The sequence below is a fragment of the Phormidesmis priestleyi BC1401 genome (genome assembly GCF_001650195.1).
Lineage (GTDB): Bacteria > Cyanobacteriota > Cyanobacteriia > Leptolyngbyales > Leptolyngbyaceae > Phormidesmis_A > Phormidesmis_A priestleyi_B.
In genome coordinates this window covers 1-26,776 of sequence record NZ_LXYR01000058.1, presented here as the reverse complement: position 1 = coordinate 26,776, position 26,776 = coordinate 1, and the positions used below count along the sequence as shown (strand labels likewise).

The window sequence follows — 26,776 nt, the reverse complement described above, 5'->3', positions numbered from 1 at the left end:
TCAACTGTCCAATCTGTCGATACAACTCATCGAGGTGGGCTTGCCCTTCTGGCTCTACTTTGCTGGCGCTGGAACCGCGCTCAAACACCTCACTCATGCCCGCTAGAAGATGCCGTTTCCAACCGTGAATCATCGTCGGATGCACGCTATATTGACTCGCAATTTCAGCAATGGTTTTCTCTCCTTTCACCGCTTCAATCGCAACTTTTGCTTTGAATTGAGAACTGTACTGTTTGCGTTTGTTTTTGCTCATAACCATTCCTATCATGGGTGGGAAGTTTAGAGCTTATTCACCTGTCCAGTTTTTGGGTTCCACCTCACTTTGAGAGAACGCTCGATCATGCTACAGCTAAGGTCAATCTTTGCTTCATCCGACTGATGCTCAAGCGGCTAGCAGTAAACTAGATCTCAAATAGGTTCTATAGTCGGATTACTACTGCTGGACACACTAAGCTCGACTTCATCCATTTCAAATTGCAGACACCGCTGAGAATGGCTCCAATTTGAAATGGATGAAGTCGAGCTTAGAGAATCACTATACACATTCAAAAACTACTGGCTCTCGAATACCTATCACCTCTGCTATTAGTTGGTATGCGCCAATCAGCTTTTCTCTAAAATTACCCTGACCAAATGTAAACTTTTTCTACTTAAATAGTTTATGTTTGCAGTCTTGCCTAAGAATATGAGAATTATTTACCGGAAGGTAGCCATATGGATACTACCGCATCTGTCAATTACCTTAGAGAATGAAAAATAGTTTGACCGACTGAAGACTGTCATTACCTTCGCTACGGAGATAGGCTCAATGCTAGATCGCACCGTGCAGTCCGATGGTAAACAAGCTACAGAAGCTGATAGAAACTACTATACTTCACCTCTCGCTGTTTCGTTGCCTAAGGGGGGTGGAGCCATCAAAGGGATGGGGGAGAAGTTTGCTGCTAACCCGGTGACGGGTACTGGCTCGATGAATGTACCCATTGTCACTAGCCCTGGTCGCTCTGGGTTTGGACCGCAATTATCCCTTTCCTATGATTCTGGGGCAGGCAATGGAATCTTTGGGCTGGGCTGGAATCTGTCGCTACTTTCGATTACGCGCAAGACAGACAAGGGCTTGCCTCGCTACTGGAATGGCTCAGAGTCCGATGTTTTCATGCTTTCGGGCGGAGAAGATCTGGTACCCATTTTGGTTCAGAATAACCAAGGGAATTGGGAACCTGACAAAATAGCTCCACGCACGGTGGGAGCTAAAACCTATAACATTCAACGCTACCGACCCCGTATAGAGGGGCTGTTTGCGCGCATCGAACGCTGGACTAATCAAGCTGACCTGAAGGAAACGTTCTGGCGATCGATCTCAAAGGACAATATCACGACACTGTATGGGCAAACGGCTGAGAGTCGTATTACCGATCCGATCGAGCCAACTCATGTTTTTAGCTGGCTGATCTGCGAGAGCTATGACGATAAGGGTAATGCCATTCGTTATGAGTACAAAGCGGAAAATTCGGATGGGATTATTACAGCCCAGGCACATGAACGGAACCGTACCTCACTGAGCCGATCGGTCAATCGCTATTTGAAGCGAATCCGCTATGGCAACCCAACACCTCAACAACCCAATGAAGATCTGAGCCTGCGAGCCGATTGGATGTTTGAGGTGGTGTTTGACTACGGGGAACACGATCAGACGAACCCCACGCCGAACGACTCAGGGATCTGGACAGCGCGTAATGATCCATTTTCCTCCTACAGGTCTGGGTTTGAAGTGCGGACTTACCGTCTGTGCCAGCGGGTGCTAATGTTTCATCACTTCTCTAGTGAAGCAGAGGTAGGGCAGGATTGTTTGGTGCGATCGACGGATTTTAAGTATTCCTATGAGCATCAGCAAGATGCTATCCGCGACCCAGTCTATTCGCGCCTGCTCTCAGTGATACAAACAGGCTACAAGCGAGATGGGAATGCATATATCCAAAAATCTCTGCCCCCGATGGAGTTCACCTATAGTGAACCCAATATTGATGAAACGGTACGAGAGGTCGATCCCGCCAGTTTAGAAAACTTGCCGGAAGGATTAGACGGAACACGCTATCAGTGGGTCGATCTGGATGGAGAGGGCTTGTCAGGCATTTTGACCGAGCAGGGTAATGGGTGGTTTTATAAGCGCAATCTCAGTCCGATTAATATTATTCGAAGCAACGGCGAGAAGCGTATCGAAGCACGATTCTCGCCTCTTGAACTTGTCGCCAATAAACCAGCGACTGGTTTAGCAACTGGTGCTCAGTTTCTCGATTTAGCCGGGGATGGTCAGCCTGATCTGGTAACGCTACGGGGAGCAGTACCGGGCTTTTATGAACGCACTCAGGACGAAGAGTGGGAATCGTTTACTGCCTTTAAGTCTTTGCCGGTGTTGGACTGGGATAACCCAAACCTGAAGTTTATTGACCTGGATGGGGATGGACATACTGACATTCTGATCACGGAAGACGATTGTTTGGTCTGGCATCCATCCTTGGCAGAAGAAGGATTTGGAGTAGCGGAGCGAGTGTGCCAACCCTGGGATGAGGAGCAGGGACCACGAGTTGTCTTTGCTGACAGCACTCAATCGATTCACCTGGCAGATATGTCTGGGGATGGACTGACGGACATTGTGCGGATTCGCAATGGGGAGGTCTGCTACTGGGCAAATCTAGGCTACGGGCGATTTGGAGCGAAGGTGGCGATGGATGAAGCGCCTTGGTTTGATGCGCCAGATATTTTCAGTCAACGCCGGATTGTGTTGGCAGATATTGATGGATCGGGGACGACTGACATTTTGTATCTCAGCAGTGAAGGGGTACAGGTTTATTTCAATCAGTCAGGGAATGGTTGGGCAGCAGAGCGAGTGGTGCGATCGTTCCCGCTGCTCGATAGTGTTGCCTCTGTGACAGCGATCGACCTGTTGGGAAATGGAACTGCCTGTTTAGTATGGTCTTCGCCATTGCCAGGAAACGGTCGCCGAGTGATGCGGTATATCGACTTGATGGGGGGACAGAAGCCGCATTTATTGCTGAAGACGGTGAGTAATATGGGGGCAGAAACGGTTGTCCAGTATGCGCCTTCCACCAAGTTTTATTTGCAGGACAAGTTTGCGAAGATGCCTTGGGTGACAAAGCTACCGTTCCCGGTGCATGTGGTGGAGCGGGTGGAGACCTACGATCGCATCAGTCAAAACCGCTTTGTGACGCGCTATGCCTATCACCACGGCTATTTTGATGGGGTGGAGCGGGAGTTTCGTGGGTTTGGTCGGGTGGATCAGTGGGATACCGAGGAGATTGGCACGATTCAGCCAGATGTGACTTCTTCTGAGGGGTTTAATCTGGATGCTGCGTCATTTGTGCCGCCGATGCATACGAAAACCTGGTTTCATACAGGGGCTTATTTGGAGCGCGATCGCTTGGAAGCTCATCTCCGCCAGCGTGAATATTACTCAGGGGATGCCGCAGCAGTGTTTCTGGATGACACAGTGTTGCCAGGGGGATTGACGGTAGATGAGGAGCGGCAAGCCTGTCGAGCCTTGAAGGGATCAATGTTGCGGCAAGAGGTATATGCGGAGGATAAGACAGATCAAAGCCAACATCCCCATAGCGTGACAGAGCAGAATTTGACGATCGAAGTGGTGCAGCCACAGCAGGAAAATCGCCATGCAGTATTTTTTGTGCATCCACGAGAAAATCTGGCTTATCACTATGAGCGCAACCCGGCTGATCCACGCATTGGGCATGAGATGGTGTTGGAGACGGATGGGTTTGGCAATGCGTTGAAGTCTGTCAGTATCGCCTATCCCCGTCGGATGCCTGTCCATCCAGAACAGGCAAGACGGTTTATCACCTACACCGAAAATCGAGTTTTTAATCAGGATAACCCAGCATTGGATTGGTATCGGATTGGTGTACCGATCGAAACCCGCACCTACGAAATTACAGGCGTACCAGTTGCATTTCCTTACCCGTTGGAAACGCTGCGAACTCAGGTGGCAGTGGCAACCGAGGCGACCTACGAAACGTTGGCGGTAGGGGCTACGGCGCAGAAACGCCCGATCGAATGGGTGCGATCGCTCTATCGCCCGAATGCTCAAGCCAATACGCTTGACCCCATACCGTTATCTTTGGGTGAAGTGGAATCGTTAGCACTGCCCTGTGAGAGTTTTAAGCTGGCATTTACACCAGGGTTGCTAGCACAGGTCTACGGCAGCAAAATACCGACGGCAGAATTGAACACTCTGCTCAGTACTGAAGGGAAATATCAGCAGCAAGATGGCAACTGGTGGATTCCTTCTGGACGGCAGGCATTCGATGCCAATGGGTTTTATCTTCCCATTGAGATGAAAGATCCCTTTGGCGGAATTTACAGAACGACCTACGATCACTATCGCCTCCTGGTAGTAGAAACCAGAGATGCTCTGCCCGATCCACAGACCAATGTGGTGCAAATTCGCAATGATTACCGGGTGATGCAACCGCAACGAATTATTGATTCCAATCAGAACCATGCCGTAGCTGCGTTCGATATTTTAGGCATGGTGGCGGGAACGGCAGTACTTGGAAAGGTAGATGCCGCTGGAAAATCAGAAAGTGGGGATTCGTTGGAAGGTTTTATGACTGATCTCAGTCAGCAGCAGTTGCAGGATTTTGTGCAGTCGCCCCGAACGGTTGTGGAGCTATTAGGTAAAGCAACCACGCGGATTATTTACGATTTGGAGTGTTTCCAACAAGCGGAACAACCTTTGTTTGCAGCGACGATCGCCCGTGAGCATCATGTGAATGCGACCAATGGCGATTCGTCGATCGTGCAGGTAAGTTTCAGCTACTCTGATGGCTTTGGACGAGAGATCCAGAAAAAGATTCAGGCGGAACCGGGAGATGCTCCGCAGCGAGAAGCCAATGTAGCAAATCCCAATCGTCCCGGCAAGTTGATTTTGGAGAATGGCAAGACCAAGCTTGTAGCAACTGATCCGCGTTGGGTGGGCAATGGTCGGACGATTTTTAACAACAAAGGGAAGCCCATTAAACAATACGAACCCTTCTTTAGCTCAACCCATCTGTATGAAGATGAGCCGGAGGTGGTGATGACGGGGGTGACTCCGATTCTGTTTTACGATCCGATGGAACGGGTAGTGGCGACGCTGCATCCAAACCACACGTATGAAAAGGTGGTGTTCGATTCCTGGAAACAGGAAACCTGGGATGTCAATGATACGGTGGCACTGGAAGACCCTAAGACCGACTCGGATGTGGGCGGCTTCTTCCAGCGGTTGCCCGATGCTGATTATTTACCCACCTGGTTGACCCGTGCTAAAGCCAGTGCCTTGGCATCGGAGCGGGAGGCAGCAACTAAGGCGTTGGCTCATGCCAATACAAACACGATCGCTCATCTCGACACGCTAGGCAGACCCTTTTTGACGATCGCTAATAACGGTGCTGACGGTAACTATGAAACCCACGTCGAGCTAGATATTGAAGGGAATCAACTGGTCATTACGGACGCGCGCAAGAATCCAGTGATGGTGCAGGCAATCGCTCAACTGGGTGCCGAACGCAAGCTGGTGAAAGATGCTCAGGGTAAACCGATTTTGACGGGCAGAGCGAACGATTTGTTAGGACACCAGCTTTATTCCTACAGCATGGATGCGGGGGAACGGTGGGTGTTAAACAATGTGGCGGGTAAGCCGATTCGTGCCTGGAACGATCGGCGGACTCGCTACGATCTGCCGCAGCCACCCAAAGGGCATATTGTACGGACAGTTTATGATGCCTTGCAGCGTCCGACGCATTTGTATCTGCAGCCAGCCGAAGAACCCGAAATTTTGGTGGAGCGGCTGGTATATGGGGAAAACCATCCCGAAGCGTTGCAGCGAAATCTGAAGGGAAAACCATTTCAGCACTATGACGGGGCTGGAGTGGTGAGCAATTGGCAGTTTGATTTTAAGGGGAATTTGCTCCGGGGCAGTCGGCAGTTGGCGAAAGAATACAAGCAGCCTGTGAACTGGATGCCCCTGGCGGAACTGACAGATATTCCTCAGTTGGTGCAGGCAGCGATCGCCCTATTAGAACCCAAGACATTTGATAGTTTGACCGTTTTCGATGCGCTGAATCGCCCGACACAGTTGACTATGCCAGACAACAGCGTCATGCAGCCGATTTACAACGAGGCAAATTTGCTGAATCAGGTGAAGGTGCAACTGCGCGGTTCGCAGGTGGAAACCCTGTTTGTCAAAAATATTGACTACAACGCGAAAGGACAGCGCACCCTAATCGAATATGACAATGGCGTTAAGACGACCTATACCTATGATCAGCAAACCTTGCGACTGATCAGGCTCAACACCACTCGGACTGTCAATCAAGCTAGCTCTCCGTTGTTATTAGCGGATGCTGGAACCTTGCAAGATTTGAACTACACCTACGATCCGGTGGGCAACATTACCGAAATTCGAGATGGGGCGTTACCGATTATTTTTCATGACGGTGAACAGGTTGAACCTGGGTGGCAATACACCTATGATGCGCTCTATCGTCTGACTCAGGCGCAGGGACGGGAACACGCAGGTCAAACCAACTATCAACCCACTGCCCCACGCGACAACGATCGCGACTACCCGTTCCAAAATCTTCCCAATGCCAATGATATGCAGGCATTGCGGCACTACACCGAAAGCTATCAATATGACCCAGTCGGCAACATCATGGCGATGATTCATAGTGTCCAGAATAGCGGCTGGAAGCGTTCCTATGACTACGAGAGCAGCAACAATCGGTTGCGGGGCACCAGTTTGCCGGGGGATGCGGAGGGAACTTTCTCCGCGAAATATGCCTATGACGAGCATGGCAACATGACCCAAATGCCGCATCTACCGTTGATGCAGTGGGGCTTTAAGGATCAACTTCAGGCAGCGTCGCAACAGGTTCGCAACGATGGTGGCACACCCGAAATCACGTATTTCGTTTACGATGCCAGCGGTCAGCGCGTTCGCAAAGTGACCGATCGACAAGCCGATGCAGGACAAACTTCCAAGCGCAAATCAGAACGCATTTATCTGGGTGGCTTTGAAATCTACCGCGAATACAACGGCGATGACACCGCAGTCACGCTGGAGCGAGAAACTCTACACATCATGGATGACCAGCGGCGGATTGCCCTGGTGGAAACCAAAACGCAGGGTACCGAAAACTCAGTGGCTGTACCCCAACCCATCATTCGCTATCAACTGGATAACCATCTGGGATCTGCCAGTTTGGAACTGGACAAAGATGGGAATGTGCTCTCCTACGAGGAATACCATCCCTATGGCACGACTTCGTATCAGGCAGGGCGCAGTGTGGCAGAGGTGAGCTTGAAGCGGTATCGGTATACCGGGAAGGAGCGGGATGAGGAGACGGGTCTTTACTATCATGGGGCGCGGTACTATTCACCGTATTTGGGAAGGTGGACGAGTTGCGATCCTGTTTGGAAAGAAAACTTGTACCGTTATGTGCTGAATAACCCACTTTCTTTTCTTGATCCGGACGGTAAGGACGAGGAGAAGCCAGGTTTCTTGCAAAGAGTTCGTCAGTCAGACACTATGCAGTTTCTGGGTGGTGCGGCTGCTGGCACAATCTCATCGTTTATCCCAGGTGGCTTTTTGCTCGCACCTGTGGGGCAGGAAACTGGCGTTCTAAACAAGCCTTCACGATCATTTCAAGCAGGTTATGGAGCAGGTGAATTTGCTACTGGGATTGCACAAATCGTTGCCGGAGTTGGTGGCGAAGTTGGTGGTATTGCGCTGGATCTAACTGGTGTGGGAGCATTAGTTGGTGTACCAGTCAACATTGTCTCCGCTGCTGTGATTGTCCAAGGAGCGGGTAACGTAACTGTTGGCCTGGGTAATTTCGTACAGGCGGTTCGTCGAGATCCGGAACCAGCACCGTCTAAACCATCTCAATCGTCTCCGCCACCATCAACAGATGCACCTAAACCATCAACTTCCACTCCAGCACAATCGCCAGAACCTGTTTCACCACCCAAACAGACTGCACAGGCAGAGCCAGCACCGTCTAAACCATCGAATCCCGCTTCAAAACAACCACCGGAATCCGCTGCGCCACCTAAGGGAGCGGCAAAAGGTAGCCGCACCGCACCGGCACCGGACAATTACAGAGGCCGTTACAACGCCTCGCGAGCCGCAGAAGGTAAGTCGCGACTCCCCGATGATTTTGATGCTCATCACAGAATACCTCAAGAGTATCGCGATCACCCCGACTTCAAGAAATTCGACTTCGATGCACCTGAAAATATTCAGGGAGTGAAAGGTAGCAGATCCGATGTGAACGTGCACCAAGATATTACTAACCAGTGGGCGGACTTCCGGAAGGCGAACCCCAATGCGACTGGTCAGCAGATCAAAGACTTCGCGCTCAAAATAGATTCAATGTTTCAACAACACTGGTGGAAGTAATGAATAGTAATGAATTCAAAAGCTGGGCTGCTCAAGTTACAGAGGTTCTCGTTGAACTAGCGTCCCAGCATTCAGACTATCCGTTGGGAACTAACGAGTTGCGAAAAGCAACCTCGAATCATACTGACTTGCCGCAAAAGCTTCAGCCACTTTATGAGGTATGTGATGGAATGAGTCTTCCGGATGTACATAATGGTTATTTCATCGATCCTGCTCAGCGTGTTACATCCGCATCCAAGCGAGGAGAGCCGATCCTTGTTGAGGGCAGCCAGTCAATTCCAATACTTGTCTTCGGCTCAGATGGAGGTGGTGGGAGATTCGTGCTCGGAACTGTCGATGGAGCCGTTTATTATCTACCATCTTCTGGCGCTGTCAAGAACAGCACGTATATCGAAGATTCTGTTGTTACTGCAAGAAGAGTTGCAGGGGGTGTTATCGAATTTCTATGGCGACTTAAGGATGACATCAACGCTTTTGTTTACGGTCATGAGGATCACGTATACCTTACCAATGAAATTCCGGAGAGATCGTGATGCCTGAAATCTTCAATGAAGTCATTTACCAACGCTGCCTCGCCATTGAGCCAGAGCGATCGGCAACTTCAAACAATCGCAAACTTACCCGTTGTAATCCTAGATGAGGTGCTGGCATCATGAGCGATCGCACCCTATTCGACAAACATCTCAATTGAACCATCCACTCTGCCCCAAAGAGGTTCCCAATGCCCCCAACTCTAAATCTCGGCTCCACAGGTCAAGATGTCATCCTGCTTCAAAGAAAGCTAAACTTACACCCCCCGACCGCTCTGCCGCCGCTACTAGCCGATGGAAACTTTGGTTCCACCACCCTCCAACGAGTCGAAGAATTTCAACAAAATGCGTTTGTTACAGGTGTCGTTGACCCCATTACTTGGGCAAAGCTTTTGGGTGACGAGCCAAGGCAGAAGGACACGTTCTATACCGATGAGCGGCATCTTTATGATCCGAGTGGCAAAAAGACTATCCTAAGAGGCATCAATCTCCCCTTGCTAGACGACTGGGATTTTCCTCAAAGCAATAAGCTGTCAGAACTAGAAAAAACAGGAGCCAACGCCGTCAGAATTGAGTGGTACAAAGAGTATGGGAACGCCGATCGCCCCGCCTATGCGCTGGCAGACCTGGATAATATTCTCGCAAAATGCAAAGCGAACCAAATCATTCCAATCCTGGGTTTGTGGGATTTCACCTGTAACCCTGACGCAACACTGCTAAACACTCAGTTAGTTCCCTGGTGGCTTTCCGATCCTGTCCTCACCGTACTGGAAAAGCATCAGCGGTATCTAATTATCAACCTAGCCAACGAACTGGGTTTCTACCGTTGGGCAAATGATTCAGCGATCGCATTGAATACGTTCAAGGATGCTTACAAGAGCGCCATCACAAGCATCCGGCAGCACTTGCATCTACCGATTATGATTGACGCACCCGATTGTGGCACCTCGATCGAGGTGTTCACAACGATCGGGCAGGAGCTAATCGATCAAGACCCTGACCACAATCTTCTACTCAGCGGACACGCTTATTGGGCTGCCTATAATGGACTGCCCCATATCGAAACTGCCATCAACGCAAATCTACCGATCGTGTTTGGCGAAGTGGCTAACAAGCAAGACGAAGATATCGATGGACAAACCCAGTACTGCTGTTACGACCTGGACGGCACGCATGAAAGCCATGCACCGCAAACTAATTTTACGTTTCAAGCCTTGTTGCAGACGCTAAAAGAACAAGAAATTGGCTGGCTGGCTTGGTGTTGGTGGAAAGATGGTTGCTCAAAGCGGCAGATGTCCCAGGATGGAAATTTCTCCAACCTCACGCCCTACGGAAATGATCTAGTCAACAATCCTAACTATGGCTTGAAGGCAACTGCCGAGCGATCGTCCGCTTTCGATGAAAACCTTGTGATCTGAAAGTCTCTGGTTGGTGATGGAGTTGCTTACCTTAGTAAACATCCGAAGCCGCAAGTTCTAGCCCTTACAGTGTTAAAAACACTTCGATTACGCTGTCCAAAATGAATTCATAAAGAAAAAATCAAATACTCAATATCCGAGGAGATACTCGCCATGCTACCGATCGCTGCTCTGATCAACCGTAACAGCCAGGGTCAAGAAGTTACCAATCTGCAAGACGGTCTGCTTTTACTTCTCCGTAATCAATCCATTCGGTTATCAGACGCAGAGCGGCAGCGTTATGAAGAAAGAGTGATTCTGGAGCAAAACAAACAGGAATACAACGACACTACTCAGAAGCTTATTGGTATTTTTCAGGAACAATCTGGACTAAACACGACAGGTGAAGTGGATGCACCAACGGCTGAGGCACTCAATAAAGCGTTAAGAGGGTTGGGAGCTTTTCCTGCAAGCTCCGACGATCTATTACCCGAAATTAGTCGAAAGCTTGATACCATCATTGCCGAAACCGAGAAAATTGGCAGTATTGATAACCAAATTGCCCAGCAAACCGGACAACTCATTGGCATTGGTAGCCAAGTCGCTCAACAGACGGCACACCCAATCGCGCTGAGATTGAACGATCGCGGCACGGTAGTCAAAGACCTTCAGGAAAAACTGAGCAGGCTAGGTTTTACGATTCCTCAAAATGAGCAAGACGAGCAGGTATTTGGGGTGGGCACACGCGATGCCCTACTGCAATTTCAGAGTCAGTCGCAACTGTCCCAAACCGGGGTACTTGATGAAGCAACCCAAATTGCCCTAGAGCGGGCGATCGCCCAACTCACTGTTCCCACTCACCGTGCTGAAGGGCGGATCATTCTGGAACATGGACTACCGGCTGATGGAGTCGTCGTGCGGCTGTATAACCGAGGATTTGGAGGCACTCAGACTGCCGTAGGCGAAGCCGTAAGAACTGACAGTCGAGGCTTCTATGCCCTGGCTTACACGCCCACCGATAAAGCCGCAAACCTGGAAGTGCGAGTCATCGATGCTCAAGGTCAGGAAGTTTCTCTGTCTGAAACGCGGCTGAATGCCAATAAAAACGAAGTGCTGAACCTGGTCGCTCCCACGAGCGTGCAGCCCTTAGCTCCAGAATATCAGCGCCTTACCCACGACCTGAGCCAGCAACTAGATGGCTTAAGCCAATTAGCAAATGCTCAAGAAAATAGCGATCGCCAAGATCTAACCCTGCTGCATCAGGCAACTGGCTGGGATACCCGACTGATTGCCCTGACGACTGCTGCCGTGAAACTCAGTCCTGATACAGGCATTTCCCAGGATGCCCTTTACGCCTTATTTCGGGTCGGATTGCCAACCGACCCAGATCAGCTTGCTCAACTGGATGGACAGACGGTGGAAGCAGCGATCGTCAAAGCCCAGGAAGCGGGTATCGTCAATCTCAGTCAGGAACAACAAGCTGCTGTCAAAGTTACATTCGAGAACTTTGCTCGCCAAACTCGCCGGGCTGCGATCGCACCTGGAGCGGTCTCTAACCTGGGTGATCTGCTGAGTCAAACTGCCCTGTCTGATACTGAGAGAACCACTTTTGAAGATCTGCACGCGGTTCACCAAGGCAGAGAACTGTGGCAAAAAGCCCAAGAAAACGGCATTGCTCCAGAAAAAATCCAGGGGCTACAACTTCAAGGAAAACTTGCCTATCTGACCCTGAATAATGCGAATTTGGCTGCATCTTTACAACAAGAAATTGCCTCACCTGAGAATGTAGCCCAACTGGTTGAGAAAGACCTGTATCAATCTGATGCCTGGAAAGCTCGTTTGAACACGTTGGCTGGCAACGATGAAGCCCTGAAAGCCCTGATTCCACCCATTTATAGTATCGAAGCAGCCAACGCCGCTTCAGCGACCCTGCGTGGCAGCCTTGATGCTTACGCGGCTGACCTCGCTCGGAAAGTGCGCTTGAGCTTTCCGACGCAGGTGATAGGGCGAATGATCGAAAACGATGAATTGCACCTGGGCGATCGCCATGAAGCCCTAAAAGCTCCAGTTCGCACATTTCTAGAAAACGCTAAACCTCTCGGTTTTGAGCTAGGTCGAACGCCAGTAGCAGCATTTATTCAGCAGAATCCTGCTGTATTTATTCAGCAGAATCCTGCTGTCGTGAATGGCATTGATGCCGCTACCGTACAGCAGACCACCGAAAGCATCCAGTTGCTTCATCGGCTGTACCAGATTACTCCTACCGATGAATCACTGAAAGTATTGATGGCACAGAAGTTTCGGTCTGCCGAAGATGTAGTGGCGTTTTCTGCGGAAGACTTTCTCAAATACTACGGCGGACTATTTCCCTCGCCGGACGAAGCGCGACTGGTGTACCGCAAAGCTCAACAGGTGAGTTCAGTAACCTTCAACTTCTTCACTGCCGCTAAACAGTTAGATAGCGCTCCTCCCATGCACAGCGTTTCTCCGCCTGCATCGGTGCGAGAAGCTGCCAAAAACGAACTCATCAAGCACTACCCGACCATGGAGTCACTGTTTGGCTCCCTCGATTTTTGTGAATGCGAACACTGTCGATCGGTGCTGAGTCCTGCGGCTTACTTTGTCGATTTGCTCCAGTTTCTCGACCCTAAATCGTTAGTGTGGCAAAACTTCCTAAACACCTGGAAGACTCGCCACGGTAACGCACCTTATCCCTTCAAAAATCTGACCGATTACAGCCAGTTCCTGACCGATTGGCGCAGCAAGCATCCGGCTCAACCCGACCCCAACACTGAGAAAACTCCCTACGATGTTCTGATTGAGCGTCGTCCTGACTTGACCAACCTACCGCTAACCTGCGAGAACACCAACACTGTTCTCCCTTACATTGATGTCGTGAATGAAATTCTGGAATACTATGTCGCCAAAGGTAATCTGGCAGCCGACAGCGTTCACGACACGGGCAACGCGACCACACCCGAACTCCTTGCCGAGCCACAAAACATTCTCATAGAAGCTTATACCAAACTCCAGGAGGCACACTACCCGATCGGACTACCCTTCGATTTTTGGCTAGAAACCGTTCGCCGCTTTTTCAACCACTTTGAGCTACCCCTCTGGCAGGTGATGGATTTGCTACGTCCAACCGATGAATTGTTTACGTCCGCTACTAACCCCAAGCCTTATTACCGTGCTGCTATTCTTGCCGAATCTATAGGTATCTCCCCATCTGAATACACTCTTTTTACTCGCTTCGATCCAGCAAAGTGGTATGAACTGTATGGTTATACTGCCGAAGCTGATGCCACGATCGCGCTGAAATCTGCCAAAACGCTATCTCGTCAGTTGGGAGTTAGCTATCAAGAATTAGTCGATTTAGTCCGCACCGGATTTTTCAATCCGCGATTGGAGACGCTGGTAATTCTCCGCAAACTGAATCGCAACCTCAATGTAGAACTAGATGTGGCAGATATTTTCCGCTACAAGGAACAACCGGGCTACCCACCCTTTACTCCAGCCGAACGGGAAGCTTTCAAGAACTCTTTACAACAACTAACAGCGACCTACGCTGCCTCTGGCTTCAATGCCGAAACCTGGTTGGAGACTGCTTGGGCTGATGGAGATTTCAACCAAATTTTGGTTCTGGTTGATCCTGACACGGGCTGCAATTTCGATCGCACGATTCTTCTACATACCAACGATAGAGAAGCTTATGCCAATGGTGAAGATGTTTATGCAGTGCACAGAGACATATATGGGTTGATGTTGCTCAAACTCAATCTCTTTGTGCGCCTGTGGAAAAAATTGGGTTGGACAATTGAGGAAACCGATCGCGCTCTACAAGTGTTGATTCCTAACGCGCTGACACTGACGGCAACCAATCTGGGAGAGGCATTCAAGACGGCTTTGGTCTATCTGGCACATCTGAAAACAATCGACGATCGAACTCCGATAGGTAAAGATAGCCGCCTGAAGCTGCTTACGTTGTGGTCGAAGCTATCTACCACAGGCAACCATTCTCTCTACGCCCAACTATTCCTGACACAGAGCGTGTTAAAGAACGATCAGGTGTTTGACGATCCACTGGGTCGATACCTCACGCCAGAAGCGATTCAGAAGGTGGCGGAAACCACTAAATTTAGGGCAGTTGTGCAGAATATTCAGCCTGTCGATCGCCTTGATCCAATCGCCTTTGCAGGAGAGTCTGCGATTGAAGTTCACTATGACGAAGTACGTCAGGAGCAGGATTTAACGTATCAAGGTGTGCTGACAGATGCTAAAAAAGCTCAGTTAACTACGGCTAATCCCTCTTCACTGTTTGCAGAACTTCTCGATCAAGTACAGGCAGCAGCAAAGGCATTTGATCATGTTAAAAGACACCTACTTGCCCTTCAGGGAGCACTGAATCTGACAGCCAATGACATTGAACACATCCTGACTGATGTAGGTCAAGATTCAGAAACCGCGATACTGTCACTGGACACAGTATCCCTGCTCTATCGCTATGGCTTGCTGGCAAAGGCACTTAAGCTTTCTGTTAGTGATTTGATTGCGCTAAAGCAACTATCTGGGCTTGACCCGCTTAAAGCGTTGAAGCCGGATTTGTTAATTAACCTGGATGACGACTATCCGTTGACACAAACGCTGCCGTTTATTGAAATCGCCGAAAAAGTAAACCAGGGCGAGTTTACGATCGAAGACCTTAATTATCTGCTGCGCGATCACTTCGACCCAGTTGGCACATATCGCCTAACTCCTGAGGATGAACTGGCACTGGTCAAAGCCCTTGCCACTGAAATTCGCCGCATCCAAACAGAGCATGCTGTTCCCGCTGATCCGGCAAGCATTTCTGATGACGTGCTGCAACAAAAGCTGGCTCTGGTGCTGCCACCCGATGTGGTAACGACATTCATGAGTATGTGGACAGGAACGATCGAGTATCAGGCGAACCAAGCAAATGTTTTGCCTGCTGACCAGCTTGATGCAGGCGCGATCGCTGATCCGCGTATTCGTGTTACCTATGACCCTTCTGCACGTCAGCTTCAACGACTTACTTTCCGGGGTGTTTTGTTAGATGAGCAAAAGGCGCAGCTAACCACGGCTAATCCCTCTCCTTTGTTAGCAACTTTGCTAAATGCAGTGCAGCTTCAAGCTAAAGCATTTTTTGAAAAATACTTTGTCAGTTTCTTAACAGCCAGCGACTTTACGCTGCTCTTTACTCTGATCCCAGATGGGCTAACTGATAATCAGAAACAAGACCAATCGCGGCTAAAACGAGCAAAAATGGTGAGTGCATTCCTACCGTTTCTGCAACAAAAGCTCATCCGTCAGTTCGTTGTACAAACTCTTGCGACTCGTCAAAATGCTGATTCTGACCTGACAGAAGCTTTACTGACCAATCTGCTCACAAACCCAACGGAACCTGATAAATTCCTCCTGGATGCCTTTGCTGGAACTGGCGAAAGTGGCGTTAGTACGTCATTCTTCACCTCGATCGACGGTACGGGAACGCCATCAAAGACGCTGACAATGGTTTCTGCGGATACGTCGCTAAAGGATGCAAACAATCAGCCTCTTAAACCTCCTGGAACTCAAAGTGTCCGCTTTGGAGGATACTTTGAAGTTCCGACTGCTGGAGCTTACCGTTTCTTTGTAGACAGAAACGCTGCTGAGGTTGAATTCCGGCTATCCCATCTGCCCAATCCGCTGTTGCAAAGTAAAGCAGGTGACGGAGCAGAAATCAACCAGTTCACCGAACTGAAACCGGGTGTGCTGTACCAGTTTACGCTGGATGCCCACAGCTTGAGTGGCGGTGATGTGTCACTGCTAATCCAGGGTGAAACCCTGCCCAAAGATAGCCTCAGTCAACTCACGCGCTATCCTCAAGCAACTGTCGATCGCCTGCATCATGCTCAGGTTCTGCTCATCAAAACGCTGCAACTGATTCAGGGGTTTGCCTTAAGTGAACGAGAAGTGCGCTACCTGCTCACCCACACAGATGATTTCGATCATCTCAATTTCAGCCAGTTGCCTACACAGGCTGCTGATGATTCTGCAACCGCTGCAACAATGCTATTCGGACAATTTTTGAGACTGATAGACTACGATCGCCTCAAACGCGACTTAAACAGCAACAATGACCTGATTGATCTTTTCGAGAATGCTCGCCGCACTTTCCCAGCATCTCTCACAGAAACCCAGGCAAAAGCCCGACTGCTCGAAGATCTTTACCAGCGAGTGGCGAATCTCACTCGTAGAGATCGAGCGATCGTTGAGTCGGTGGCTCAATCTCTGGGCTTTACGGCACAAGCTACTCTAGTAGACAATGAATGGCAGGTTGGTGCTCTCGACTTTGCTCAGGAAAAAGGCATTGGACAACTGTGGGAAGTTTTACAAACTGTGGAAACGCTGGGAGTGCCTATAGCCGCACTGAAACGTTGGACAGACATCATCAACCCTATAAAGAACTTCGATGAGCGGTTTGCGATCGCCCGCGACCTCAGAAACACCGTCAAAGCCAAATATGAGCCAGAAACCTGGCAACGCATCGCTCAACCCATCTTTGACCAACTGCGCCAGAAGCAGCGAGATGCCCTCGTTGCCTACATTTTGCCGCGCAATGGCTTTGAACGATTGGAGCAGTTGTTTGAGTATTTCCTGATCGATCCGGGTATGGAACCTGTTGTGCAGACCTCGCGCATCCGACTGGCAATTTCATCTGTGCAGCTATTCATTCAGCGGTGCCTGCTGAACCTGGAACCACAAGTACATCCGACTGCAATTAACTCTCAACACTGGCAGTGGATGAAGCGTTACCGGGTTTGGGAAGCCAATCGCAAGATCTTTCTCTATCCAGAAAACTGGCTAGAACCCGAATTTCGGGACGACAAAACCCACTTATTCCAGGAGCTAGAAAGCGCCCTGCTGCAAGGGGATGTTTCTAACGACCTAGTGGAAGATGCTTTTTTCAATTATTTGAAGAAGCTGGAAGCCCTCGCTCGCTTAGAAATGGTGACGATGTACTGTGAAGAAAAACCCCTCGATCCCGCGTCCAATACCCTCCACGTTATCGGGCGCACCTACAGCTTGCCGCACAAGTATTTCTATCGCCGCTATGCCCATCAAATGTGGACACCTTGGGAACCGATCGCCGCTGAAATCGAAGGCGATCATGTTGTTGCGGTAATCTGGCGAGAACGACTGCACTTGTTTTGGGTGACGTTTATGGAGAAAGGGGGATCTAATCCTGACGGTGCATCGATTCCTGGCAATCCAAACCTAGCAAGTGCCACGTTAAGTCAAATCATGTCTGCCTCCAGTCAAACGGTGCAGAAGCAGGTTGAAGTCCAATTAAACTGGAGTGAATACTTCCAGGGACAATGGACAAACCGCGAATCGAGTGGTTTTGGTCAACCCATGTCTGTAGAAGTACCCTTCGACTTCCAGAATCAGCAGGTTTTCATTCACGTTACCAAAGAGTATGACAGCGGAGAAGAACGGGCTGTAAAAATCCATCTCCATTTTGAAAAGGCAATTATCTCCATTCCTGTTTATGCAGGATTTGCCGGGGGAAAAGATAAGATCTCCGCGATAGCAACTGTAATATATATAAAATCTCCAGGTCAGACAAACCAAGCTTTTCGAGTCGTTAGCAAAAACGGTCAACCCGTCGTTATGGGCGGTGACGATCCGCAACCAGTACCTTACTCTAAAACTGCTCAGATTACTCAATACAAAGGTTCTAGCGCTCTCCAAGTGAGCTTTGTCGAGAAGATTGAAAATGCAAAGGGTAATCCACCTGTTACCAAACCTATTCTTCAGCAAGGGAGTAATTTTTCGCTGCTTCCGTGTAGCAATCCGCTTCAGGTGATGACGGCTGAAATCGGGGCATTGGTCAGTCCATTCTTTTATCAAGATAATCAGCACACCTTTTTTGTTGAGCCATCTCTTACCGAGAAAACGATCGCACAATGGGAAGAATGGGTCATTCCTACAGCAAAACCAGAATCAAAACCAATTAATGACGATTCGTGGAAGAAGCTAAAGGTTGTACAAAATGTTCCTTCTAAGGCACTGATTCCTCACCCGATCGACCCGATCGCTAAATTCAAACCTTCATTGCAAGAAGACTGGCTTACTCATCCCACGACTGCACTTCAATTCGACCAGGTTTTGCTTGGCGCAACAGGCAGAATCAATCAATCGGCTTTGGCAGTTAATTCTCTAGAAAATGCTGCACCTGCGATCGCAGGTTTGCAGGTTGCAGAAGGACAAACATTGACAGTTGCCGATCGAGAAGGTGGATTAAACGTGATTGGTCGCTCAGGACTGAATCCAGTCATGTTAGAGCGTGTGAACACGTCGCTAAATACTGTTCGCAATCAATCCATCAACCGCATGAACGGTGGTTTTATTAATTCCTAGCCCCAGGAGATTCTCACCATGCCTATTACGCCTTCAACGAAGTTTCATGGTTACTACGATGCTCAAGTGCGTCCCTATTTGCAGTATGTGGGCAATCGGGGCTGGATCAATCTTTCCAAGCACATCACCATTCAAGAACGCACCCTCAGCTATCAGTTCTATCCGCACTTCCATCCCTATGTGGCAGACCTGGTGAAGCAACTGATTGAAAAATCAGTACGCGGTTTGCAGGCAGAAGATACCGAGTATCTGCAAAATCCCGATGGTTCATTGCAGACATTTCCAGCTAGTTACCCCAACGAGTCAAAGCGGGGCAAACCCATTCCCAAGCTCTATGCCGAGCTTTTTTCCATAGCCCAATACAATCCCTCCGATCTAGTACAGCAGCCCTATCCCGTCAAAGATCTTGACTTCACTTCCAGCGGTGCCTACTCGGTCTACAACTGGGAACTGTTCTTTCATGTGCCCCTTACCGTTGCCATTCACCTGAGCAAAAATGGACGATTTGAAGAAGCACAGCAATGGTTTCACTACATCTTCGACCCCACCGATGACAGTGATGGACCAACACCAGAGCGGTTTTGGAAAGTGAAACCGTTTCAGTACACCGACGTGAAGCTGATTGAAGATATTCTGGTCAACCTATCTTCAAACACAGATCCTAAGCTGCGACAAGACACTGTTAATAGCATTAATGCCTGGAAAGATGCGCCCTTTCGCCCCCACGTTGTCGCCCGCTATCGGCAAACTGCCTATATGTTTAAGACAGTGATGGCGTATTTGGATAACCTGGTCGATTGGGGCGACACGCTCTTCAGGCAAGACACGGGCGAGAGTATCAACGAAGCAATGATGCTCTATGTCTTAGCCGCTAATATTCTGGGTATACGTCCTCAAGCTGTGCCTAAAAAAGGGTCTGTGCGCCCCCAAACCTACGCCAGTCTTCGGGCTGATTTAGACGAATTCGGGAACGCTCTACGCAAGTTTGAAGCCGATATTCCCTTTGATGGGCTACCTCATCCCACCAATATTTCTGACTCCAATAGCTCTACTACAATCCGTAGCCTTGGCACGGCTCTCTACTTTGGCATTCCGCGCAATGATAAGCTATTGAGCTACTGGGATACCGTTGCCGATCGCCTGTTCAAAATCCGCAATAGCCTCAATCTTCAAGGCATCTTCCGACAACTGCCGCTGTTTGAACCCCCGATCGATCCCGCTTTATTGGCAAAAGCTGCCGCTGCTGGATTGGATGTGGGTGCGATCGTCAACGGCATCAATCAACCCTTACCGCTGGTGCGCTTCCAGCTTCTGGTGCAAAAAGCCGCCGAAATTTGTCAGGAAGTGAAGTCTCTAGGAAACAATCTGCTATCAGCCATTGAAAAAGAAGACAACGAAGCCTTCGCCCTCCTCCGTGCCAAGCATGAGAGCGTGATTTTAGGACTTACAGAAGTGGTTCGTTACTCTCAGTGGCAGGAAGCGATCAAAACGCGGGAGGGATTGGAGCAATCGCTGGCGATCGCCATTCAACGCTACACCTACTACGAAAAACAGTTGGGCAAAAAAGATAACGAAATCCAAATTCCTCAACTGGATGCCCTGGATACCGATGGTTTGGCGAAACTGAAGTTCAGAGCAGATGAATCGGAAATTGGACTGAGAGCGATTGATATAGATATCGCTCAAGACTTGAATGGCTCAGGTGGCAAGATTGTCAGCAGCTACGAAGCCGAGGAAATGGGAAAATCACAGATGGCGCGAGATCTCCAAGACGTGGTTAAAGATTTGAATCTTGCAGCACAGGGATTGTCGTTAATCCCTGACTTTGAAATCGATCTTCAGTTCTGGGGGCTAGGGGGTTCAAGTAACATAGCAGGCGGTACGAAACTCTCACAAGTATCTAGGTTTGCTGCGAATCTTGCCCTCGCTTGGGCAGATCAGTTGAACTATGAGGCTGGTAGATCCGCCAAAATTGGTTCCTACGCTCATCGGGAGCAAGAATGGGCATTCCAAAGCAACTTAGCGGCTGGAGAGATTACGCAAATCTTTAAGCAACTGCGGGCGGCGCAAATTCGAGAAGCCATTGCCGATCGAGAGTGGCACAATCATCAGCAGCAAATTCGCCATGCCGAGGAAATCGAGCGCTTTCTCAAAGGCGAAAACACACCGATCGGAGATACAAAACATAAGAAGACCAGCACCCAAGCCTTCTACACTTGGACTAAACGTGAGGTGAAAGGGCTATACGGTCAAGTTTTCCAGTTTGCCTTTGATATTGCCAAAAAAGCCGAACGCGCTCTGCAACATGAGTTAGGCAACTCAGAGCTTAGTTTTCTTCAGTTTGGTTATCTTTCTGGCAAAGAAGGCTTGCTGGCAGGCGAAAAGCTTTACCTGGACATCAAGCGTATGGAGATGGCATATCATGACCTCAACCAGCGCGAATATGAACTCACCAAACACGTTAGTTTGCTGCAAGTAAGTCCCTTAGACCTGCTGCAACTTCGCACCACCGGACGCTGCACTGTAGTTCTTCCCGAAGAACTCTTCGATCTCGACTGCCCCGGACATTATTTTCGTCGTATAAAATCCGTTGCTGTCAGCATTCCCTGTGTCGTAGGTTCCTACACCAGCATCAACTGCACCCTCACCCTGCTCAAGAGCGGCATCCGCAAAAACTCTCTCTTAACTGATGGCGAATATGCTCGTGATGGGGCTGAGGATAATCGTTTTAGCGATCATTTCGGCAGTTTGCAATCCATTGTTACCAGCAGTGGACAAAACGACAGCGGCTTGTTTGAAACTAACCTCCACGATGAACGCTACTTACCATTTGAAAATTCAGGTGTCATTAGCGAGTGGCAGTTAGAATTGCCCAACGAGGTGCGCCAGTTTGACTACGACACCATTTCTGATGTGATGCTACACTTCCGCTACACTTCCCGTGAAGGTGGTGGACTGCTGAGGAAAGGAGCGATCTCTAACCTTAAAGCCCAAATTGAGAAAGCAACAGCCGCTGGCTCAATGCGCCTATTCTCTATTCGTCATGACTTCTCTACTGATTGGGCAAAATTCAAGAGTGTCAAAATCGGAGGTGCAATTACTGATGCAACCCTCACCTTTGAAATCCGGGAAGAACATTTTCCTTACTGGAGCAAAGGCAGATTGGAAACCATTAAGCAGATATATTTCTACACTAAAAATTCCACAGGTATTATTGCTCAAAATCCAAGTAGCATCGAGGTAGAAGTCATCACTCATAAACCTGATGACACAATCACTAAAGAAATTTTAGCTGCGCCAACAAACATTGCTCTCCCAAAACCACCGGATAAATTTACGCTCAAACTTAAAGTACGTTTCAGTGCAAACTCAATGGAGGAGCTTTGGCTGGCAATGACATGGGGAAAATAAGATTAATTTTTGGCTGCTTTAGTAATGCTCAACTCGAACCTACTTGTCTGTCAAGATTAGATTGAGGGATAAAGCCGCTTGAGTTTAGTTCGAGCGTCTTGGGTGGTGAAGCGCCAGTCCACTGCATGACCTTGAGTATTGCGCTCCTGCTCCCAAGCTACAATCTCTTGCTTCAGGGGTTGAGTTTAACTCAATGCCACGATCGTTCGGGGACGGCTCCTCTGAGGCTTGAAAGCGGGTTGGGTGTCCACGGTCTTAGGGCATTGCCCTAAGACCGCTCGGTGTTTGGAGACAAACTTACAGACGGATCGCGCGATTGCAAGACGATTTCCGCTCTCTCTCTTGCAACTGGGTGTAGCGTTGAGGTTCCACGGGGTTGAGTTTTGAGAATCTGCTTATTGATTGTCATTCTCGCTCTCGCCGATCGCCCTCAAATACGCCTCACCTGCTGCCTGCTTAAACACGCCCTTGATGTAGCGTTCAAACACCCGATCGCTCTTGATCCCCATCAACTCCTTACCAAACAGTGGGTCTACCCCTCGCCGAGTCACCTCCGTTCCAAACGTGTGTCGAAACCGATGCGGGTGCATGTTCTCCACTCCTGCGATCGCCCCCAACTTCTTCACCATCTTGTGCAACCCCTTATAGCCCAACCGCTTTCCCACACTCTTCGGATCTTGCGCCAGAAACATCGGACTTTCTGGCATCGGCTCAAACATTCCACCCTGCTGCCGTCGCCACTCTAGATACGCTTCCAAATGAGATCGCGCCTCCCGACTCAGCGGCACCTCCGACACGTTCTGCCCCTTTGATCGGTGCACTGTCAAAATCTTGCCATTCCAACTACCCACGTTCAGCGCTGATGCCTCCGAAGCCCGTAGCCCATGACTGAGAACCGCTACGATCGCCCGGTCCCGCATTCGCGTCCGCTCGTCCAACTCCAACACTGCCCAAATCTCACTCAAGTCTTCTGCTTCGATATGCGCTGCCTGGGCTTCCGGTTGCCGTTCGAGATCGATCGCATCCGTGGGTAACGGCTGATTCATCGGGTAGCCGTTGCTGCGACGAAGCCAACTATAGAACGATCGCAGCGTATTGAGCGCGTGATTTACCGAAGTCGGTTTCAACCCCTTTAACTTCAGATCCCGTCGATACTTGCCGACCTGACTGGGAGTCACATCCAGCCAGGACTGACCCGACCAAGCTGCAAAGCGTTGGAGTTGTCCGCGATAGGTGCGCTGCGTATTCTCTGCCTTGCCCGTCTGCCGCAAAAATTCCTCAATCTGCCAGTGCCTCAGATCGGGCGGTTCTTCCAAGTGGGGTGTCTCCACTTTTCCCCCCTTCATTGAGACAATCACGATCGGGAGAACAGGTTCAGCGGGTGAAGCATTCATCACAAAATCAGAGTTGGGTCGATTATAGGTAGAGATAATTGCGCTTAATCTCTATCAGAGTATTCTAAGAGTATTATCGTGCTTTCAGATGCTTGAGGGGCTTTTCACCGATAATCAAGGCGTGGGTCAAAGTAGGTCTTCTTAGGCACGTCTTACCACTATGAGTACGAAAGATCTGATTATTCAGGAACTCGATCACCTCCCTGAGCCTTTACTGTCCAAGGTGCTGGAGTCCATTCGTCAGTTGAAAAACGCGGAGCTAGGACAGGCTGACGATCTCGTCTGGCAAGCCTATCTCGCCTCAGAACAGGAAAATGAGGAGGTGTATCGTCGGCTGGCAAACTTTCGACGATTGGCTTCGAGTCAAAGCCCGATCTGGTGGTAGGGTAGGATGCCTTGGCCCTGCTCTTTGATCGGTCTGATCCCCTAAAGTACGATGCCACTCCACCTCATTCGAGCACGCGTCACTCCCACCCAACTCACTGAAATGCTCGAAGAACTTGGAATCTACATTAAACTGGCAGTGGATATTGAAAGGCAACTTTTGGCTGGTGGTGGAGCGACTCATTACGACTGTGAACAGGCTTTGCTTGAGGAGGGCAGTTTGCAATCCAATGTCTGGGGCTGTGACTGGATGCCGACTCGTCGCCGCCTTGCCTATGAGTCCATCATTAATATTCGACCTCGCCGCAACAACTCGATGGAGATTCTTGATCCGCACATTCGTGAACAAGTTGCTTGGGTTGTGTTCGACCGTTTAGGAGCCTGATGAAAAACCGGGAAGCCAGAAGAATTCGCTACTTGGAGTTTGACCGCCCGCATCAACTCGGCAATTTAGCCTCAGAGTTAGCGCGGATCAGGCGGAGCCTTTGGGCAGGCGATGAGGCGGATTCTGAGGTAGCGATCTCCAGCGTTGAGACCTGTCAGTATTTCACGGAATGGACGATTACTACGCTGAATCCGATGCAGAGTGAATCGGATCTGAGGCTGGCGGAAGAACTGCTGCGGCTGGGTCGGCAGCTCACGGGCTGGAAGCATCACTGGGACAGCATTTGGCACGATGAGAACAGGCGACTGGAAGTAGCCACGATCGTCGAGCAGTGGAGCGGCAACCTGCTGGAGCAATCCGAACTCCTACAGCCTGAACAGAGTTAACTGAGCGCAATGGGACGACCTACCCGTGAGAAGTGTTGGGCATGTAGCCTCTTGACAGCAGTCGAAGCTCTTAGACTTCATGATACCGAGCAGGATGGCGATGGTTGCTGGAATGAGGAGGTTTGTCATAGTCGGCGATCATACTACCGCAAAGGCAGAAGTCGCCTAGTGCGACGCAAGGCTGCGGTCGATGAGGTCGTGGTACCGATTCCATCGGTGCCTTACGTCGTTCTGCACACGTATCTGGACAAGCCGCGTCAGCCCAGTGATGAAGTGGTGATTCATGCGATGTGTGCGGAGTTGTGGGTGGGGAATCAGCCGATCTCGATCACGCAACCACAGCATACTTTTGGTCTACCGCCTCGGATGGTCAAGGAGTACGCTCGACAACTCTTAGCGGCGCTGGAGCAAACCTATGGCAGTGGGAGGCGCAGTGGGTTTGAACGCTTTGCCCGTGAGGAGCAGCATTCGATTTCCCAATGTCCGATTCGTCCGTGTTCTTATCATGCGGAGCATTTGCATTTGATCGCTTGGGAGGTTGCCCATGAAGGATGAGAAGCGTGAGTTTGCTCTATGGGCGAAATTGCACTCGGCGCGGCTGAGTCCAGAGATGCTCAATGTCGCGTCGATACTGGACGCGATCGACGCGACAGTCGCTCAATTACCGGAATCAGAACAGCTTCGTTGTGCAGGAGAAGCCTTATTACAGGTGGCGGAGTTGTGTGAGCTGCACGCCCAAGTTCTGATCACGGAATGGGAGGAAACGTATCGTGACCCGATCGTTGATCCAGGATTCTTTGCCGATGTCGTGCGGCAGACGATGGCGGTGGATCTGAGTGACCTGCTAGAACCCGCGTCACCCCGCCAGCAACGGACAAAATCAACCTGCAAACCGGAAGGATCGATCGCGGCTCCGGTAGACAAAGCAACCGTGCTGGCAATGGTGGATCAGTTAGCAGCAGACGATCCAGAAACACAAAAACAAATAATTTTCGCAACTGCCCATTCAGAAGATATGACCCAATGGACGGCGGCGATCGCTCAGTGGCTGCAAACAGCGCCGACTCTTCCAGTCTCGATTACCGAACTAAGCGATGGCTTGGAGATGCCGTAGGTGGAGGTGTGGCTAGGTGCGTTGTTTGGCGGTTTCCAGTTGGAGCAGTGGGGGGAGTTCTATGAGTCTCCGGTCTGGGTGAAGTGTTCTGACCGTCAAGCATTGATGTTAGAGGGGCGATTGGAGAGCTAGAAGTAGAAAGCTGGGGTGGATGGGAAAACTGCACCTGAATGGTTGGAAGATCGAGGAATTCCACTTAAGTCATTCAGTGTGCCATCCCGTTCCCTTCCGGCAGGCACAACGAACGGAAAATGGGAGACGCGTCCCGTTGTGATGCCGCCCTAGTAAAGTCAACGACTGGAAGGGTGCAAAGCCAGTCTCTTACCTATTTCCGGGATGTTGGGGGCAAGGACATTTCTGCTCAGAATCGCCAACACCATTTTGCGGGTACCCTTCAAGCGGCGGGGAACTGGGGGAGCTAGTATCCACAGCTTCTGAAGAACGACCATTCCCTGGACGCACAATCGATAGTGCTCATCAAACACATTGAGTCGATTTCTGCACCAAGATTTATAGCGGTTTTCACTAGAGTGAGGTACGGCATCGCATCTGTAACGCTTGTGCAGTAAGGATCTGAATTCATGCGGGAACCGCTATAGTGAGCGTTGCAGCAACATATTAGTGTGGACGCTCGCGATAAAGAAATGGCATGCTGCTGGGAAGATACCACAAGGGATAACTCCTAAGAAACACACTCCGGAGCAGTGGATTTAGGAACAAGGTCAAACCCCAGAGTTAGCGCCTTTTTCTTCAGGTTTTTAACGATCCGTTCTTGATACTTCTGCTGGGCTGCGTCCATGCCCGGATCGACATAGGATTGGTTCGATGTCCAGAGGTGATAGAAAATCCGTGCCAGTTTGTGCGCCGTTGCGGTAATG

General features: G+C 49.9%; 12 protein-coding genes and 2 pseudogenes. 10 read left to right on the top strand and 4 right to left on the bottom strand.

What is annotated here, in order from left to right:
- The coding region (locus tag A8707_RS21405; protein WP_068818922.1) for a transposase at nt 1–253 on the bottom strand (253 nt) is incomplete at its 3' end.
- Nucleotides 254–808: 555 nt separating this feature from the next.
- On the opposite strand from A8707_RS21405, the gene A8707_RS21400 reads away from it, so the two are divergent.
- The 5 genes from A8707_RS21400 to A8707_RS21380 all read left to right on the top strand — a co-directional run bounded on the left by A8707_RS21400 (nt 809) and on the right by A8707_RS21380 (nt 22,235).
- Complete coding sequence (locus A8707_RS21400) at nt 809–8,473, top strand: SpvB/TcaC N-terminal domain-containing protein (protein ID WP_068819223.1); 7,665 nt, start codon at nt 809–811, stop codon at nt 8,471–8,473.
- Nucleotides 8,473–9,006 carry a hypothetical protein gene (locus A8707_RS21395; protein ID WP_068819222.1) on the top strand — a complete coding sequence of 178 codons (534 nt, stop codon included), beginning with the start codon at nt 8,473–8,475 and terminating at the stop codon, nt 9,004–9,006. The genes A8707_RS21400 and A8707_RS21395 overlap by 1 nt, the downstream gene beginning before the upstream one ends.
- A gap of 188 nt (nt 9,007–9,194) precedes the next feature.
- Nucleotides 9,195–10,421, top strand: coding sequence for a cellulase family glycosylhydrolase (locus A8707_RS21390; RefSeq protein ID WP_074382552.1), 1,227 nt, complete (start codon nt 9,195–9,197; stop codon nt 10,419–10,421).
- Between the two features lie 153 nt (nt 10,422–10,574).
- Nucleotides 10,575–18,824 carry a neuraminidase-like domain-containing protein gene (locus A8707_RS21385; RefSeq protein WP_068819221.1) on the top strand — a complete coding sequence of 2,750 codons (8,250 nt, stop codon included), beginning with the start codon at nt 10,575–10,577 and terminating at the stop codon, nt 18,822–18,824.
- 18 nt (nt 18,825–18,842) lie between these two features.
- Complete coding sequence (locus A8707_RS21380; protein WP_068819220.1) at nt 18,843–22,235, top strand: Tc toxin subunit A-related protein; 3,393 nt, start codon at nt 18,843–18,845, stop codon at nt 22,233–22,235.
- Nucleotides 22,236–22,291: 56 nt separating this feature from the next.
- Here A8707_RS21380 and A8707_RS27685 read toward each other — a convergent pair.
- Both A8707_RS27685 and A8707_RS21375 read right to left on the bottom strand, forming a co-directional pair.
- A pseudogene (locus tag A8707_RS27685) lies at nt 22,292–22,411 on the bottom strand (IS630 family transposase); the annotation flags it as partial.
- A gap of 219 nt (nt 22,412–22,630) precedes the next feature.
- Entirely contained in the window at nt 22,631–23,629 is a 999-nt protein-coding gene (locus tag A8707_RS21375; protein ID WP_074382551.1) for a tyrosine-type recombinase/integrase, read from the bottom strand.
- A gap of 160 nt (nt 23,630–23,789) precedes the next feature.
- Here A8707_RS21375 and A8707_RS21370 point away from each other — a divergent pair, with 160 nt between their 5' ends.
- From A8707_RS21370 to A8707_RS21350, 5 genes are read left to right on the top strand one after another with little or no spacing between them, the layout of a single operon-like run.
- Nucleotides 23,790–24,014 (top strand): hypothetical protein, encoded by a 225-nt coding sequence (locus A8707_RS21370; protein ID WP_068819218.1) that lies wholly within the window; start codon nt 23,790–23,792, stop codon nt 24,012–24,014.
- 51 nt (nt 24,015–24,065) lie between these two features.
- Nucleotides 24,066–24,398: a DUF5674 family protein gene (locus A8707_RS21365; protein ID WP_197484947.1), complete on the top strand. Its 333-nt coding sequence runs from the start codon at nt 24,066–24,068 to the stop codon at nt 24,396–24,398.
- Nucleotides 24,398–24,784 carry a hypothetical protein gene (locus A8707_RS21360; protein WP_068819217.1) on the top strand — a complete coding sequence of 129 codons (387 nt, stop codon included), beginning with the start codon at nt 24,398–24,400 and terminating at the stop codon, nt 24,782–24,784. Before A8707_RS21365 ends, A8707_RS21360 begins: the two co-directional genes overlap by 1 nt.
- Nucleotides 24,785–24,793: 9 nt before the next feature.
- Nucleotides 24,794–25,339, top strand: coding sequence for a hypothetical protein (locus A8707_RS21355; protein ID WP_156518806.1), 546 nt, complete (start codon nt 24,794–24,796; stop codon nt 25,337–25,339).
- Nucleotides 25,329–25,898 carry a hypothetical protein gene (locus A8707_RS21350; RefSeq protein ID WP_068819215.1) on the top strand — a complete coding sequence of 190 codons (570 nt, stop codon included), beginning with the start codon at nt 25,329–25,331 and terminating at the stop codon, nt 25,896–25,898. The genes A8707_RS21355 and A8707_RS21350 overlap by 11 nt, the downstream gene beginning before the upstream one ends.
- Nucleotides 25,899–26,580: 682 nt before the next feature.
- Here A8707_RS21350 and A8707_RS29275 read toward each other — a convergent pair.
- Nucleotides 26,581–26,776: pseudogene (locus A8707_RS29275) on the bottom strand (IS110 family transposase); the annotation flags it as partial.

What these genes read in the sequence shown, in the direction of transcription:
- A8707_RS21400 (WP_068819223.1), top strand. Translation starts at nt 809, where the DNA reads ATGCTAGATCGCACCGTGCAGTCCGATGGTAAACAAGCTACAGAAGCT.
- A8707_RS21395 (WP_068819222.1), top strand. Translation starts at nt 8,473, where the DNA reads ATGAATAGTAATGAATTCAAAAGCTGGGCTGCTCAAGTTACAGAGGTT.
- A8707_RS21390 (WP_074382552.1), top strand. Translation starts at nt 9,195, where the DNA reads ATGCCCCCAACTCTAAATCTCGGCTCCACAGGTCAAGATGTCATCCTG.
- A8707_RS21385 (WP_068819221.1), top strand. Translation starts at nt 10,575, where the DNA reads ATGCTACCGATCGCTGCTCTGATCAACCGTAACAGCCAGGGTCAAGAA.
- A8707_RS21380 (WP_068819220.1), top strand. Translation starts at nt 18,843, where the DNA reads ATGCCTATTACGCCTTCAACGAAGTTTCATGGTTACTACGATGCTCAA.
- A8707_RS21375 (WP_074382551.1), bottom strand. Translation starts at nt 23,629, where the DNA reads ATGAATGCTTCACCCGCTGAACCTGTTCTCCCGATCGTGATTGTCTCA.
- A8707_RS21370 (WP_068819218.1), top strand. Translation starts at nt 23,790, where the DNA reads ATGAGTACGAAAGATCTGATTATTCAGGAACTCGATCACCTCCCTGAG.
- A8707_RS21365 (WP_197484947.1), top strand. Translation starts at nt 24,066, where the DNA reads ATGCCACTCCACCTCATTCGAGCACGCGTCACTCCCACCCAACTCACT.
- A8707_RS21360 (WP_068819217.1), top strand. Translation starts at nt 24,398, where the DNA reads ATGAAAAACCGGGAAGCCAGAAGAATTCGCTACTTGGAGTTTGACCGC.
- A8707_RS21355 (WP_156518806.1), top strand. Translation starts at nt 24,794, where the DNA reads ATGGGACGACCTACCCGTGAGAAGTGTTGGGCATGTAGCCTCTTGACA.
- A8707_RS21350 (WP_068819215.1), top strand. Translation starts at nt 25,329, where the DNA reads ATGAAGGATGAGAAGCGTGAGTTTGCTCTATGGGCGAAATTGCACTCG.